The sequence below is a fragment of the Rhizobium sp. LEGMi-198b genome (assembly GCF_054114205.1).
Map to the genome: position 1 here is coordinate 241,893 of NZ_JBSYVH010000003.1, position 15,001 is coordinate 256,893.

A 15,001-nucleotide genomic window follows, 5' to 3' on the forward strand; every position below is an offset into this window, starting at 1 on the left:
GCTGCTGCGCCGTTGCGGACAAAAGAGGGCACCCAATGATGGATCACATCGACCACATCCTCATCGTTGATGACGATCGTGAAATCCGTGAGCTGGTGTCGAGCTATCTTAAAAAGAATGGGCTGCGCGTCACCGTCGCCGCGGACGGCCGGCATATGCGGGCGTTTCTGGAAACAAGCTCCGTCGATCTCATCGTCCTCGATGTGATGATGCCGGGCGATGACGGCCTGGTTCTCTGTCGCGAGTTGCGCGCCGGCAAGCACAAGTCGACACCGATCCTGATGCTGACCGCACGCAACGATGAGACGGATCGTATCATCGGCCTGGAGATGGGCGCGGACGACTATCTGGTAAAGCCGTTTGCTGCACGCGAGCTCCTAGCCCGCATCAAGGCAATCCTGCGCCGCACCCGCATGCTTCCGCCCAATCTTCAGGTGACGGAAGTCGGTCAGCTCCTGTCCTTTGGCGATTGGCAGCTCGACACGACCGGCCGGCATCTGCTCGATCGCGAAGGAACGGCGATCGCGCTCAGCGGCGCGGAATATCGTCTGCTCCGTGTCTTCATCGACCATCCGCAACGCGTCCTTAACCGGGATCAGCTCCTGAACCTGACGCAGGGGCGGGACGCCGAATTGTTCGACCGGTCCATCGACCTGCTGGTGAGCCGGCTTCGCCAGCGCCTGGGCGATGATGCGCGCGAGCCTGCCTATATCAAAACCGTCCGCAGCGAAGGCTATGTTTTCGCAATGCCGGTCGAAATATCCGAGCTGCGCCGATGAACGCCGTCGCGCGGTTTCGAGGATTCCGGCCCTGGCCTCGTACCTTGGGATCAAGGCTGTTCCTGATCCTTCTCGCCGGGCTGCTGCTGGCGCAGGGGCTTACCTTCAGCGTCCAGTTCCTCGAACGCTACATATCGGCCAAGACGGTGATGCTCAACACACTAGAGAACGATGTGGGGACCTCGATCGCCGTTCTCGACCGTCTGCCGGCCGCCGAGCGGGCCGATTGGCTGGACCGCCTCGATCGCGGAACCTACCGTTTTGTCCTCGGGCCAGGTCTTCCCGGCGTGCCCGATATTACGGAGCAGGGCAGGCAGATCGCCGGAAAAATACAGGATGCCGTCGGCAAGCGTTTCCCCATCCGCTTCGAATCGATACCGGGTGACGGCAAACGCCTCCAGGCCCATCTGACCCTAAGCGACGGCAATCCGCTGACGATCGACGTCAATCCCGCACCCATCATGCCGCTGGCCCAGTGGCTGCCTTTCGTTCTTCTCGTGCAACTCGGTCTTCTCATTTTCTGCACCTGGCTCGTCGTCCGGCAAGCGATCCGGCCGCTAGTGAACCTCGCCCATGCCGCCGACGCTCTTGATCCGAACAAGAAGACGCCGCGCCTGGCGGAAGCGGGGCCAACCGAGGTCGCCCATGCCGCCCGCGCCTTCAATGCGATGCGGGATCGCATCGCCCACTATCTTGAGGAGAGGGTGCAGATTCTCGCCGCGATCTCCCACGATCTTCAAACGCCCATCACGCGCATGAAGCTCCGCGCCGAAATCGCGGAAGATTCCGCAGAGAAGGAAAAGCTGGTTCAAGATCTCGCCGAAATCGAACGACTTGTCCACGAAGGGGTGGCCTATGCCCGCAGCGCCCATGGAAATACCGAGAAACCCTCCCGCATAGACATCGGCTCCTTCGTCGAGAGCCTTGCCTATGACTACCAGGACACCGGCAAAGCCGTGATGGTCGCCGACAAGATCGATGGCGCAATCGTCACGCGGCCTCATGCTCTGAGACGAATCCTGACAAACCTCATCGACAACGCGCTCAAGTTCGCGGGCACCGCGGAGATTTCCGTACAGAAGGACAGTACCGGGGCAGTCCTCATCAAAGTGCTCGACCGCGGTCCCGGCATTCCAGAGGATCAGCTCGACGCCGTGATGCAACCTTTCTTCCGGCTCGAACAATCCCGAAGCCGCGGAACCGGGGGAACCGGATTGGGATTGGCGATCGCCGGCCAGCTCGCCCTTGCGATTGGCGGTTCGCTCACCTTGCGCAACCGCGTGGGCGGCGGGCTGTCGGCGGAAATCTCGGTCCGCTAAGAAGCGGAGGGCCGCGATCGGTTTGTATCCGAACGTAGCGGCTCCCCCTCGTCAAACACTTCGTTACATTTTCGCCCGATCGGGACACATGCGGGATACGTCCGCTCCCCCTTATGCGGCCAATGGCTGCTCGTCGGCCATTGCGCCTCGGCGCCCGATCAATCCCTTCAAAGGAAACGAAGATGACGCTACTTGTCATTGCCTATCTCGGGGGCGTGCTGACAATCCTCAGCCCGTGTATTCTCCCCGTTCTTCCCTTTGTCTTTGCCCGTGCCGGGCAGCCCTTCGTTAAAAGCAGCCTGCCAATGCTCGCCGGCATGGCGATGACCTTTACCGCAGTTGCGACCCTTGCGGCCGTCGGCGGTGGCTGGGCCGTCCATGCCAACGAGTATGGCCGCTACGCCGCCGTCACCTTGCTCGCCGTCTTCGGCGTGGCGCTTGTCTCGCCGCAAGCAGCCAGCATCCTAACCCGGCCGATCGTCGCCTTGGGAAACAGGCTGATGAATTCGCCCGGCCAACGCTCCGGCTCGACAGTTGGGCGTTCCCTGGCTCTCGGCATCGCAACCGGGCTGCTGTGGGCGCCCTGTGCCGGCCCTATCCTTGGCTTGATCCTGACAGGTGCCGCCCTTCAGGGGGCGAATGCCCGCACGACATTGCTGCTGCTGGCCTATGCGGCGGGTGCGGCAACATCACTCGCTGCTGCGCTTCTGATCGGCGGCCGAGTCTTCACCGCCATGAAAAGCTCGGTTGGTTCCGGCGAAAGAATTCGCCAGGCGCTCGGCGCGGCGGTCCTCGCCGGAGTCGCGGCGATTGCGCTTGGCTTCGACACGGGATTTCTGGCCCGCCTGTCCTATGCCAGTACCTCGACATTCGAGCAGGCCGTTCTCGATAATTTCAACGCAGATCACCGGGAGCCGGCAGCGACGATGGTGGCCAGCAACACACCGATGATGGCCGCGGCAAAGCCTCGCTTCAAGAGCAAGCTTCCCGTCGAAGGCCGGCTTCCCTCGCTGGACGGCGCCGTCGAGTGGCTGAACTCGCCGCCGCTTACCGCTGAGCAATTGCGCGGCAAGGTCGTGCTGGTGGATTTCTGGACCTATTCCTGCATCAACTGCATCCGCACCATCCCCTACATCAAAGCCTGGGCGGAAAAATACCGGGATCAGGGGCTGGTCGTGATCGGCGTCCATGCGCCAGAATTCGCCTTCGAGAAGAAGATCGACAACGTCAAGGGAGCCCTCAAGGACTTCCAGATCGGCTATCCCGTCGCCATCGATAACAACTACCGGATCTGGCAGGCGTTCCAGAACAGCTATTGGCCGGCTCTCTATTTCGTCGATGCCAGGGGGCAGATCAGGCACCATGTTTTCGGGGAGGGGGAATACGACACCTCCGAAAAAGTCATTCAGGAACTGCTCGCCGACGCCGGCAGCCAAGTCGCCGAAAACAATATGGTCAGGCCAAACGCGCCCGGCGCCGAGGCGGCACCTGATCTCGGCAATATCAAATCCGGCGAGACCTATATCGGCTATAAGGAGGCTTCGAACTTCGTATCGCCGGAAGGCCTGAGCGGGAATGCCGCCCAGGACTACACGACAGGCGAACCCGGTCTCAACGAATGGGGCCTCTCCGGCAACTGGACGATCGGTCCCGAACAGGGGACGCTTAACAAGGCCGGCGGCAGTATCACCTATCGATTCAGTGCCCGTGACCTGCACTTCGTTCTGGGCCCCGGCGCCGACGGCAAGTCCGTGCGGTTTCAGGTGACGATCGATGGCAAGGTGCCTGGTGCAAGCCACGGCGCCGACACCGACGCCGAAGGCAACGGTACCGTTACTGAAACACGCCTTTATCAGCTCGTGCGCCAAGCCGGCGATGTCGGGGAACGGACCTTCACGGTCCGCTTCCTCGATCCCGGCGTCGAAGCCTACGTATTCACCTTTGGATGAGGAGCGGAATGATGCAGATGAAAACGCGTTCGAAGTCTATCACCCGTTTTGGGATCGTCCGTCCCTTTCTGATTACCGGAGGTCTGCTCGGCTTTCTCGGTGCGGCGCTTCTCGGCAATTCATCGGCCGCCGAAGAACCGCGGCTGGTTCCACCCGCGATTCATGACGTGGCGGACACAACCAGCCAGCAAACCGCCGTGTTCGCCGGCGGATGTTTCTGGGGCATGCAAGGTGTGTTCCAGCATGTCGACGGCGTCATCAGCGCAACGTCCGGTTATGCCGGCGGCAGTGCGGAGACCGCGAACTACGAGCAGACGGAAACCGGAACCACGGGCCATGCCGAAGCCGTGCAAATCGTCTTCGATCCCAAGAAGATCAGCTATGGCAAGCTGCTGCAAATCTACTTCTCGGTCGCGCACGATCCCACACAGATCGACCGGCAAGGACCTGACAGCGGCACGCAGTATCGCTCCGCTATCTTTCCGGCCGACGCGGAGCAGGGGAAAGTCGCCTCGGATTATATCGCTCAGTTGGAAACGGCCCATGTCTTCAAGGCGAAGATTGCAACGGCCGTCGAGCCCGGCAACCCCTTCTACAAGGCCGAGGTCTACCATCAGAACTACATGGCCAACAATCCTGGCCAGCTCTATATCGTGATCAACGAGCAGCCGAAGGTCGACAATCTGAAGAACCTCTTTCCCCAAACCTATCGGGAGAAACCCGTTCTGGTCTCGGATGGCCAGGGCTGACGGAGGCCTCGAAGCGCCTACTCTGCCTTATAAGCTTCTGACTGTCTGCCGAAACAAAACTCCTCTGGCGCCAGGCCGGAGGAGTTTTTCATTTCAAGAAGTGCCGACCGGCTTGCTTTGTACGGCAATGTACACAGCCGCTGCTATCCCACACTCCGTTACACTTCGGCTCAATCAGGACACATGCCGGATACGTCACCAGCGCTTTATGCGGGCAATGGCTGGTCAGCAGTCATTGCGTCCCAAGAGGACGCTATCAACCGCTTCAAAGGAACCGACATCATGACCCAGACCGATAAGGTATTCTACACCGGCAAGACCCACACCACCGGCGGCCGCGACGGCGCGTCGCGCAGCTCCGATGGCCGTCTCGACGTCAAGCTTTCCTCTCCTGGCACCTCCGGCAGCGGCACCAATCCGGAGCAGCTCTTCGCTGCCGGCTGGTCAGCCTGCTTCGAAGGTGCCATCGGACTTGCTGCCCGCAAGATGAAGGTCGCCGTCCCGGCCGACGCAGCCATCGACGCCGAGGTAGATCTGTGCCTCGTCGACGGCGCCTATTTCCTTCAGGCCCGTCTCAACGTCAGTCTGCCGGGCGTCGAGCGCGACGTCGCCCAGGCCCTCGTGGACGCTGCGCACCAGACCTGCCCCTATTCCAAAGCCACCCGCGGCAACATCGATGTCGTAATCAACGTGGTCTGAGCGAATCCGCCTTACAGACGCTGCGCCTCCTTCATTGGGATCATCATCATCGCACGCCGGCAAGAGAGCCGGCGTGCGATTCAATAAGGCGTCCTAGCGGACATCAAAGCTCTCTGCCAGCCAGAGCCTCGCATCCCGACTTGAACGCAAGCCGACGCCCATCCATCTAATCTTAACGACAGCGTCATGGCGAACCAGGCATCCCTGTGATCGCCGACGGCAGCGGCGATAGGCGCCGCTGTTTGAGGATCAAACGATGGGTTTCATAGATAAGGACATAGTGCCCGCGGACGACGGGGCACTGATAGATGTATATTCTCAATCGATAGCTGGGGCAGTGGATATGGTCGGCCCGGCGGTCAGCCGGATCGAGCGGGTTGGCGGCAGGGGCGGGCATGGTTCCGGCTTCGCCGTCTCGCCGGACGGGCTGATCGTCACCAACAACCATGTTGTCGACGATGCCAGGATTGTCCGCATCACCACACCTGACGGTTCCATCACGGAAGGTCGCGTCCTTGGACGCGACGTGGACACCGACATCGCTCTCATCCGAGCGAATTCCGGCGTCGGCGCCTGGGCCCGGCTCGGAGACTCCAAGCGTCTGCGCAGGGGCCACATCGCGATCGCCATCGGCAATCCGCTCGGCTTCGAGTGGACGGTGACCGCCGGCATCGTATCGGCACTCGGTCGCTCGATGCGGTCCGCGAGCGGGCGGTTGATGGACGACGTCATTCAGACCGACGCCGCGCTCAATCCCGGTAATTCCGGAGGCCCGCTGGTGTCGTCGAGCGGCGAGGTCATCGGGGTCAATACGGCCGTCATCCAGGGCGCGCAGAGCATCGCATTCGCGGTGGCCTCCAATACGGCGAACTTCGTGGTTTCGGAAATACTGCGGTATGGCCAGGTCCGGCGCGCTTTCATCGGGATCGCCGGCGATACGATCGAGCTGCCTCGCAGGATCGCCCTTGAAGCCGGCACCGGCCAGACAACCTCGGTGCGCATCAGACGGGTGGAACCCGGCGGTCCTGCCGATCGCGCAGGCTTGCGGGACGGCGACTACATTCTGGCGATCGACGGTACCCCGGTCGGCGGTGTCGACGATATCGTCAGATTGATGAGCGGCGAGAGAATCGGCCGAAACACCGATCTGCTCGTCTTCTCTGTCGCAGGCCGAATTGAGAAACGAAACTTGCTGCCGGTTGCCCGGTCGTAAATATCCGGCGAAAGCGGCCGTTCGAATTGGCGGCTCAGGTGCGAGCGGCACCGCGACGCGCGGGTGACGAGGGGCTCCGCGCTTCTCCTAGCGACCTCGACGGGGAACCGTGACGTGTCGCCGTCGTTATGACACAAGTATAGCGATGGAGAAACACCATGGAAATCGCAGGAAGACCGGGCTCGCATGCGCTCAGCGCATTTTTTGACGACGAGTCCGACGCCGAAAAGGCGTCCGAAGAGCTCATAGAGGCCGGCATCCCGAAAGACGCCATCACCATGACACCGGGAAACCGGCCCGACATACCGCCGATCGACCATATCGGCTTCCTCGACGCGCTGACCGGGTTCTTCTTCACGGAAGAGCAGCGCAAGAACTATGCGGAGGCGCTCCGGCGCGGGGGCGTCCTGCTGACCGTGCAGGAAGTGAGCAAGGCGCAGCACGACGCCGCGCTGAACATCCTGACGGAAAGAGGAAGCATCGATATGGATGAGCGCGTGGAGGAGTGGCGGCGCGAGAATTGGAAATAGGTGGATCCGCTAGCCGGACATCCCTTCACCATCGCCCAACGCGGCGTCTGCCGCGCGAAAGCAGGCGACGTCATCTTTGTAGCTATCCGCGAGCTTTCATCCACCTGTTCGATGAGACCGGATCCGCCGTAACCTTCATCGCACGTCCAAGAATAAAAATGATAGGACATGTCGAAATCACGCTGGCTCGAGCGTCTTAGGGAATGGATGGCGCTGCGGAACGGGGCCGTCTATGCCGCATCAAGATCGATCGTGCAAAATGGGGTTAAGCGGATATGGGCAATTCCTATCGTTGGGTCATCGTGGCCGCCGGCGCGCTGATGACCTGTGTTGCGCTGGGCGCAATGTTTTCACTGGCTATTTTTCAGGTGCCGATCGCTACCGCCACCAATTGGTCGCATGCCGGCATTGCGAGCGCGATGACGCTCAATTTCCTGGTCATGGGTCTCGGCGGTTTCCTGTGGGGCGCGGCAAGCGATCGCTTCGGTCCTCGTATTGTCGTACTGACGGGCGCAGTCCTGCTAGGCCTCGCGCTTGTCCTGGCGAGTCGGGCGGGATCGCTTCTCGAATTTCAATTGACCTACGGCATTCTCGTCGGCCTCGCCGCCAGCGCATTCTTCGCGCCGATGATCGCGGCTACGACCGCATGGTTCGATGAAAACCGCAGCCTCGCCGTTTCACTGGTCTCCGCCGGCATGGGGGTTGCGCCGATGACGATTTCACCATTCGCCCGCTGGCTCATTTCGGCTTACGAATGGCAGACGGCCATGATGCTCATCGGTTTTCTCGCCTGGATACTGCTGGTGCCGGCGGCACTGCTCGTGCGACGCGCCCCTGCGGCTGCGGCGGGCCCGGATACCGATCCCGCGGCCGAAGGCCCCAACGTACCGCTCGGACAGATATTCCGATCGCCGCAATTTCTCGTTCTCGGCGGAACCTTCTTTGCCTGCTGCGCGGCGCATTCAGGGCCGATCTTCCACATGGTAAGCTATGCGACGATCTGCGGCGTGGCGCCGATGGCGGCGGTGAGCATCTACAGCGTCGAAGGGCTTGCGGGGCTCGGCGGCCGGCTTCTATATGGCACGCTTGCAGACAGGCTCGGCGTCAAGCCAGTCTTGGTCGCGGGCCTGCTGGTGCAGGCGGCGGCGCTCGCGACCTATCTCCTCGTCAGCCAGCTTAGCGAATTCTACGCGCTCGCGGTCATCTTCGGCAGCGCCTATGGCGGGGTTATGCCCCTCTATGCGGTGCTTGCGCGCGAGTATTTCGGACCCCGCGTCATCGGCACCGTCTTCGGCGCGGCAACGATGCTGTCGAGTATCGGAATGGCATTCGGCCCGCTGGCGGGCGGCTGGATCTTCGATACGTTCGGGAATTATTCCTGGCTCTTCATCGGATCGTCCATGGTAGGCCTCGGCGCGGTCGCCATCGCGCTCGCCTTTCCACCATTGCAGCGCGTCAGGCTTCAACCGGCATAGTTTGAGGGCAGCGCCAACGCATGTGACGTAAATGATCACGGCCCCCATAGACATGAGATGGGGGCCGCGTAGAGCCGTTCGCCGAAAGGCAAGACTTTGTCTCCATCGTAAAGCACAAGCCCGAGCCGAAAACCATCACCTGCCACCTGCCCAATTTTCCGCAGACCCTTAAAATCCGCATTCGAGACGGAGGCCGCGGCCTTAATCTCGATGCCGACGATAGCGCCGGTATTGTCTTCAAGAATGATATCAACCTCGTCCTGGTCCTTGTCACGATAGTGGTACAGGGTAGGAGCAGTCTCGCACCATGTTGCCAGTTTGAGGACCTCGCTCAAGACGAAGGTTTCAAGCAGCGGACCAAGGAGAGAGCGGTTCGTGGCAATCCGGTCTGGAGTAACGCCTAAGGTGGCGGCGAGCAGTCCTGAGTCCAAAAAATGCAGCTTTGGCGTTTTTACAAGCCGCTTGAGCTGGTTACGGAACCATGGCTCGATCCGCCTTGTGAGAAAGAGTTGTTCGAACAACCCGACATAACGCCTGGCCGTTTTATCATCCAGGCCGATCTGCCCGGCCAACTGAGTGAAATTGACAAGTTGCCCGGAGTGATGCGCGAGCGCGCGGAGCAGATGCGGCATCTGACCCAGCCTCTCGATGTCGGCGATATCACGCACGTCGCGCTCTACGACGGCCTGGACATAGTCTCTTGCCCAGGCGGCGCGTCGATTAGGTGCACTGCGTCCGATCATCTCGGGATAGCCGCCAATGAGGACGGCTTCAACGAGCTCCTTTCCGACAATGGACGACCGTGGAGAGATCGCCCGCCCGGAGAAAGCATTGTCGAGGAAGCTTGACCCGAGGCCACGGATTTCGGATTGAGCCAGCGGCAAAAGCGTTATGATTTCCATCCGTCCGGCGAGGCTCTCCGCTACGGTCGGCAGAGTGAGAATATTCGCTGATCCCGTGAGCAGGAATCGTCCCGGCCGACGATCGTCATCGACCGAGCGCTTGATAGCCCGCAAAAGGTCAGGTGCACGCTGTACCTCATCGATGGTCGCGACGTCGAGGTCTCGAACAAAACCCGTCGGATCAGCACGGATCGAAGCAAGAGTGGTGTCGTCGTCGAGGGTGAAATAAGGCCGATCGACCGACATCAGCCTACGTACCAGCGTGGTCTTACCACACTGTCGCGGACCGTTGACCAACACGACAGGTGTATCGGCCAGAGCTGCCGAGATTTGCTTGGTTACCCCTCGAAAATAAAGGGGCAGGCTAGCTTCTTCTTCAAGCAAAAGGATATTCCGTTCAATTCGGATTTTTGTTTCGTCCAATTCGGATTTTATATTCGTCTAATCCGGATTTCAAGACCGTCCAATCCGGATTTTAAAGTCGTCCGATCCGGAACTGAAACAGACAGCCGTATTGAGCGATTTCGACGATCCGAGGCTGTAGCTTCTGCGGAAACCATTCTTCTCATATCGATTTTGGAGATCGCGCTTGGTATCCTTCAACCGCGACCACCAAGGAATGAGCGATATCGCGGATTTCCTTGTCCCTCTCACCGCCTTACACACAGTTTTAGACAGCGGACGTAAGTTGCTGGCATTGCATTTTTCAATTTTTGGTCAACACTTCTCCAGGGCATCAGGTGCGTAACCTCTGGGGGGAGGAAATCCGGAGGCATTCGCCGGCGCTTGGTTTGCAGCCGAGAGGCCGGGAAACCAAGCGCAATGCCAACATGGGAGGGTATGGCACGGCTCCAGCAGTCCATATCCTTGGTGCAACTGGGAGGAATAAAAATGGTAAGCACCTCTGTAGGTGAAACTTCTGGTCGGGGTATGACCAGGGAAGAGAAGAAGGTGATCTTTGCATCTTCGCTCGGAACTGTTTTCGAATGGTATGATTTCTATCTCTATGGTTCCTTGGCCACATTCATCGGTGCGGCCTTTTTCAGTGATTATCCGGAGGCGACCCGCAATATTTTCGCGCTGCTCGCTTTTGCAGCCGGCTTTCTTGTCCGGCCGTTCGGCGCGCTGGTCTTCGGACGGATCGGCGATCTCGTCGGCCGCAAATATACGTTTCTAGTCACGATCACGATCATGGGTCTGTCGACCTTCTTGGTCGGCGTCCTGCCGGGTTCGGCCAGTTGGGGCATCATCGCCCCGGTCATTCTGATCGGATTGCGCCTGTTGCAAGGCCTTGCGCTCGGCGGGGAATATGGCGGCGCGGCGACCTATGTCGCGGAACATGCGCCCAACAACCGGCGCGGCTATTACACATCCTGGATCCAGACGACGGCAACGCTCGGGCTCTTCCTGTCGCTCATCGTCATTCTGGTCGTGCAGAATTGGCTTGGCAAAACCGCCTTTGCCGATTGGGGCTGGCGTATCCCCTTCATCCTGTCCTGCGTCCTTCTCGGCATTTCCGTTTGGATTCGACTGTCGCTCAGTGAATCCCCGGCCTTCCAAAGGATGAAGGAAGAGGGCAAGGGCTCCAAAGCACCCCTATCTGAGGCTTTTGGCCAGTGGAAGAACGCCAGGATCGCTCTGCTCGCGCTGCTCGGCCTCACCGCCGGCCAGGCGGTCGTCTGGTATGCGGGCCAGTTCTATTCGCTGTTCTTCCTTCAGAACGTGCTGAAGGTCGATGGCCAAACCGTCAATATCATGATCGCTATAGCGCTCTTGATCGGCAGCGGCTTTTTCGTCGTGTTCGGTTGGCTATCCGACAAGATCGGCCGCAAGCCGATTATCATGGCCGGTCTCGCCTTGGCGATCTTGACCTATTTCCCGCTGTTCAACGCATTGACCCGCGCGGCAAACCCGGCTCTCGCCCAGGCGGAGCAGACGATCCGCGCCACCGTCACCGCAGCACCCCACGATTGCACCTTCCAGTTCAACCCGGTCGGCACAGCGAAATTCAACAACTCCTGCGACATTGCGACTTCATTCCTGTCGAAGAGCTCCGTCCCCTATGCCATCGTCGATGGCCCCGCCGGCCAGCCGGCAACGGTGACGGTCGGCGATACGACCGTCACCTCGTACAATGCCGTCACCGCCGGCGCGGACGCTGCCGCAAAGAGCGCAGTATTCACGCATGATCTGAATCTTGCCTTGCAAAAGGCCGGCTTCCCGCTCGCGCGCGATCCCGCCAAGGTGCCTGATGTCAAGCTGGATGGCTTCATTGCCGCAAACCCTGAACTCGGCCTCAATGCAACGACGGTCCGCGCCGGCGACAAGACGGTCACGCCGGTGGCTGACCTCGTCAAGGCCAAGCTGCTCACGGCTGACCAAGCTGCGGGGGCGACGGAAATGCCGGTTTACACCATAGCGAACGGCGGCGCATTCAAGATGGTCGCCGATCCCAATGCGGTAAACTGGCCCCTCACCATCGCCATTCTCACCATTCTCGTTATCTATGTGACCATGGTCTATGGTCCCATTGCCGCGATATTGGTTGAGATGTTTCCGACCCGCATCCGCTATACCGGCATGTCCTTGCCCTATCATATCGGCAATGGTTGGTTCGGCGGCCTGCTTCCGGCAACGGTCTTTGCAATGAGTGCTGCCACAGGCGATATCTATTATGGTCTCTGGTATCCGATCGCGGTTGCCGCGATGAGCCTTGTCATCGGCCTCATCTTTATCCGCGACACCAAGGGCATTGATCTCAACGCCATCAAGTAGCAACATATGAAAAGCCCGGCGCAAAACCACATCGCGCCGGGCTTTTTTGTGCCGGACGTCCGGCATTTCACGATTGGCAATGTTTGGGCAAGTCCTGTTCTACCCGCCATCCGTCTTGCCCGCCGAAGACGAAAATGAAGAGGGAAAGATGATCAAGCCGCATCCGCTGAAAGGCCCGAACCGGCTGAAGCTTGGCGTATTCTCCGCCAATGCCGATGGCGGGCTGGCGATCACCGATGTGCCGGAACGCTGGGCCGCTGGCTGGCAGGACAATCTGACCGCTGCGCAGATCGCCGATCGCGCCGGGCTGGAATTCTTTCTGCCGATTGCCCGCTGGCGAGGCTTCGGCGGTAAGAACCGGGTGCGCGAATGGTCGTTCGAGACTTTCACCTGGGCGGCGGCGCTGGCGGCCGCGACCGAGAAGATCGGCCTATTCATGACGGTGCATGTGCCGTTGGTGCATCCGCTTTATGCCGCCAAATCGCTGGCGACGGTCGATCATGTCAGCCAGGGGCGAGCAGGCCTCAACATCGTCTGCGGCTGGAACCCGAAGGAATTCGGCATGTTCGGCATTCCCCTGGTCGAGAAGGGCTACGACCAGGCGGCGGAATGGCTGGAGATCCTTGAAAAGGTCTACGCCTCCGACGATCCAGTCGACTATGCCGGCACCTATTACACGCTGAAGGAAGCCGTGAGCCGGCCGGCAAGTCTGCAGACGCCGCGGCCGGTGACGATGAACGCCGCTTTCGGCGGTCCGGGCCGCGATTTTGCGGCGGCGAGCTGCGACTATCTCTTCACCACCTTCACCGAGATCGCGGATGCCGGAAAACATGTCATCGATATCCGCGAAAGGGCGGAGAGAAAGGGCAGGGATGTCGGCGTCTACACCGTCTGCCACGTCGTCTGCCGCCAGACTCAGCAGGAGGCGGAGGACTATTACACCCGCTACGCCGTCACCATGGCCGACCACGCCGCCGTCGATCAGCATATGGCCGGCAAGAAGGAATTCTCGCAATCGCACGACCGCGATGCCTATGACCGATACCGCCAGCGCTTCGCCGGCGGCGCGGGCAGCTATCCGTTGATCGGCACGCCGGAAAAGATCGTCGAGGATATGATCGCCATATCTGCCCAGGGCTATGCCGGCATAGCTCTGTCCTTCGTCAACTATACGCAGGAACTGCCCTATTTCTGCGATCGGGTCATCCCTCTGCTGAAAAAGGCGGGGCTTCGAGTCGAATGAAGGAAAGGCGTCAATCTATTTCAGACGACGCTATCATCGCATGCGTTAGGCGCGCTCCGCCCAGAGTTTTGCCAGTTCGACAAGCGTCTTGACGCCCTTCTCCATGTCTTGCCGGCTGACCCATTCGAGCGGCGAGTGAAAGGCATGGCCTCCGGCGAAGATGTTGGCGCAGGGCAGGCCCATGAACGACAGTCGCGAACCGTCGGTGCCGCCTCGGATGCTGCCGCGCACGGGCGTCATGCCAGCGCGCCGGACGGCCTCGATGGCGTTGTCGGCGATCTCCGGATGGCGGTCGAGGATGGTCTTCATGTTGCGGTACTGCTGCCTGACCTTGAAGGAATAGGTGGAGCCGGGATATTCCGTCATCACCTCCTTTACGGTCGCCTCGAGCATAGCCTCCTTGGCAGCGAGACCATCATCGTTGAAATCGCGAATGATAAAGCTGAGGGCTGCCTTTTCCATCGAACCGGTCACACCGGTTGGATGGACAAAACCATCCCTGCCGTCTGTCGTCTCCGGCGCCATGTCTTCCGGAAGCCGGCTAATGATCGCGCCGGCGATTTTGATGGCGTTCTCCATCTTACCCTTGGCAAAACCTGGGTGGATGGCAACGCCTTGAATGGTGATTTCGACGCCGTCGGCGGAAAAGGTTTCATCCTCGATATGGCCGGCCGTTTCGCCATCGACGGTGTAGGCGAACTCTGCGCCGAGCTTCGTCAGATCGACCTTGTCGACCCCACGTCCGATTTCCTCATCCGTCGTGAACAGAAGCTTGATCGTTCCGTGTTCGATCTCCGGATTGTCGACCAAAAACTGGGCGGCCGTCATGATTTCCGCAAGGCCAGCCTTATCATCGGCACCGAGCAGCGTCGTGCCGTCAGAGGTGATGATGTCGTTGCCGATTTGGTCGCGCAGAACCGGATTGTCGCTGACGCGAATGACCTGTTGCGGATCGCCCGGAAGCTGGATGTCGCCGCCACCATAGTTTCGCAGGATTTGCGGCTTGACATTGGTGCCGGTGAAATCGGGCGCCGTATCCATATGCGAACAGAAGCAGATGACCGGCACTGGCCTGTCGACATTGGACGGGACGGTTGCATAGACGTAACCGTGCTCATCGAGATGCGCATCGGAAAGGCCGATCGCCAGCAATTCCTCCACCAGGAGTCGGCCAAGATTCCTCTGTTTTTCCGTAGACGGCTGCGTCGATGACGTGGGATCCGATTGGGTGTCGATAACGACATAGCGAAGGAAGCGATCGATAACGGTATCAGTCATGAGTTCAGGTCCACGTATTCATCGACGATGGACAGCTATAGCCCTCGCGGACGCGGCCGTGAATGCATTTTCGTTTTGCCGAAGCGTTTT

12 protein-coding genes are annotated in these 15,001 nt (G+C 60.0%); 10 read left to right on the forward strand and 2 right to left on the reverse strand.

The genetic code is table 11. The features are described 5' to 3' along the window. Positions 1-38: 38 nt before the first annotated feature. The 8 genes from ACXHXG_RS14020 (at position 39) to ACXHXG_RS14055 (ending at position 8,713) form a co-directional block, all read left to right on the forward strand. Positions 39-779 carry a response regulator gene (locus ACXHXG_RS14020; protein WP_104827811.1) on the forward strand — a complete coding sequence of 247 codons (741 nt, stop codon included), beginning with the start codon at positions 39-41 and terminating at the stop codon, positions 777-779. Then, complete coding sequence (locus ACXHXG_RS14025; RefSeq protein WP_457899643.1) at positions 776-2,098, forward strand: ATP-binding protein; 1,323 nt, start codon at positions 776-778, stop codon at positions 2,096-2,098. Before ACXHXG_RS14020 ends, ACXHXG_RS14025 begins: the two co-directional genes overlap by 4 nt. Before the next feature lie 182 nt (positions 2,099-2,280). Then, entirely contained in the window at positions 2,281-4,047 is a 1,767-nt protein-coding gene (locus ACXHXG_RS14030; RefSeq protein WP_457899644.1) for a cytochrome c biogenesis protein DipZ, read from the forward strand. 17 nt (positions 4,048-4,064) lie between these two features. After that, the gene (gene msrA / locus ACXHXG_RS14035) at positions 4,065-4,796 is read left to right on the forward strand and encodes a peptide-methionine (S)-S-oxide reductase MsrA (RefSeq protein WP_457900004.1); all 732 of its coding nucleotides are present in this window, start codon (positions 4,065-4,067) and stop codon (positions 4,794-4,796) included. Positions 4,797-5,078: 282 nt separating this feature from the next. Continuing rightward, positions 5,079-5,495 carry an organic hydroperoxide resistance protein gene (locus ACXHXG_RS14040; protein ID WP_457899645.1) on the forward strand — a complete coding sequence of 139 codons (417 nt, stop codon included), beginning with the start codon at positions 5,079-5,081 and terminating at the stop codon, positions 5,493-5,495. Positions 5,496-5,751: 256 nt separating this feature from the next. Then, positions 5,752-6,708, forward strand: a complete 957-nt coding sequence (locus ACXHXG_RS14045; protein WP_457899646.1) for a S1C family serine protease — start codon at positions 5,752-5,754, stop codon at positions 6,706-6,708. A 158-nt stretch (positions 6,709-6,866) separates the two neighbouring features. After that, positions 6,867-7,238 (forward strand): hypothetical protein, encoded by a 372-nt coding sequence (locus ACXHXG_RS14050; RefSeq protein ID WP_104825962.1) that lies wholly within the window; start codon positions 6,867-6,869, stop codon positions 7,236-7,238. A 275-nt stretch (positions 7,239-7,513) separates the two neighbouring features. After that, positions 7,514-8,713: an MFS transporter gene (locus ACXHXG_RS14055; RefSeq protein WP_457899647.1), complete on the forward strand. Its 1,200-nt coding sequence runs from the start codon at positions 7,514-7,516 to the stop codon at positions 8,711-8,713. A gap of 35 nt (positions 8,714-8,748) precedes the next feature. On the opposite strand, the gene ACXHXG_RS14060 is transcribed toward ACXHXG_RS14055, so the two are convergent. Beyond that, positions 8,749-9,978 (reverse strand): ATP-binding protein, encoded by a 1,230-nt coding sequence (locus ACXHXG_RS14060; protein WP_457900005.1) that lies wholly within the window; start codon positions 9,976-9,978, stop codon positions 8,749-8,751. Positions 9,979-10,506: 528 nt separating this feature from the next. On the opposite strand from ACXHXG_RS14060, the gene ACXHXG_RS14065 reads away from it, so the two are divergent. Next, entirely contained in the window at positions 10,507-12,390 is a 1,884-nt protein-coding gene (locus ACXHXG_RS14065; protein WP_457899648.1) for an MFS transporter, read from the forward strand. 148 nt (positions 12,391-12,538) lie between these two features. Next, entirely contained in the window at positions 12,539-13,633 is a 1,095-nt protein-coding gene (locus tag ACXHXG_RS14070) for an LLM class flavin-dependent oxidoreductase (RefSeq protein ID WP_104827809.1), read from the forward strand. Between the two features lie 45 nt (positions 13,634-13,678). Here ACXHXG_RS14070 and pepT read toward each other — a convergent pair whose 3' ends face one another. Further along, entirely contained in the window at positions 13,679-14,911 is a 1,233-nt protein-coding gene (pepT, locus tag ACXHXG_RS14075; protein ID WP_457899649.1) for a peptidase T, read from the reverse strand. Between the last annotated feature and the right edge of the window lie 90 nt (positions 14,912-15,001).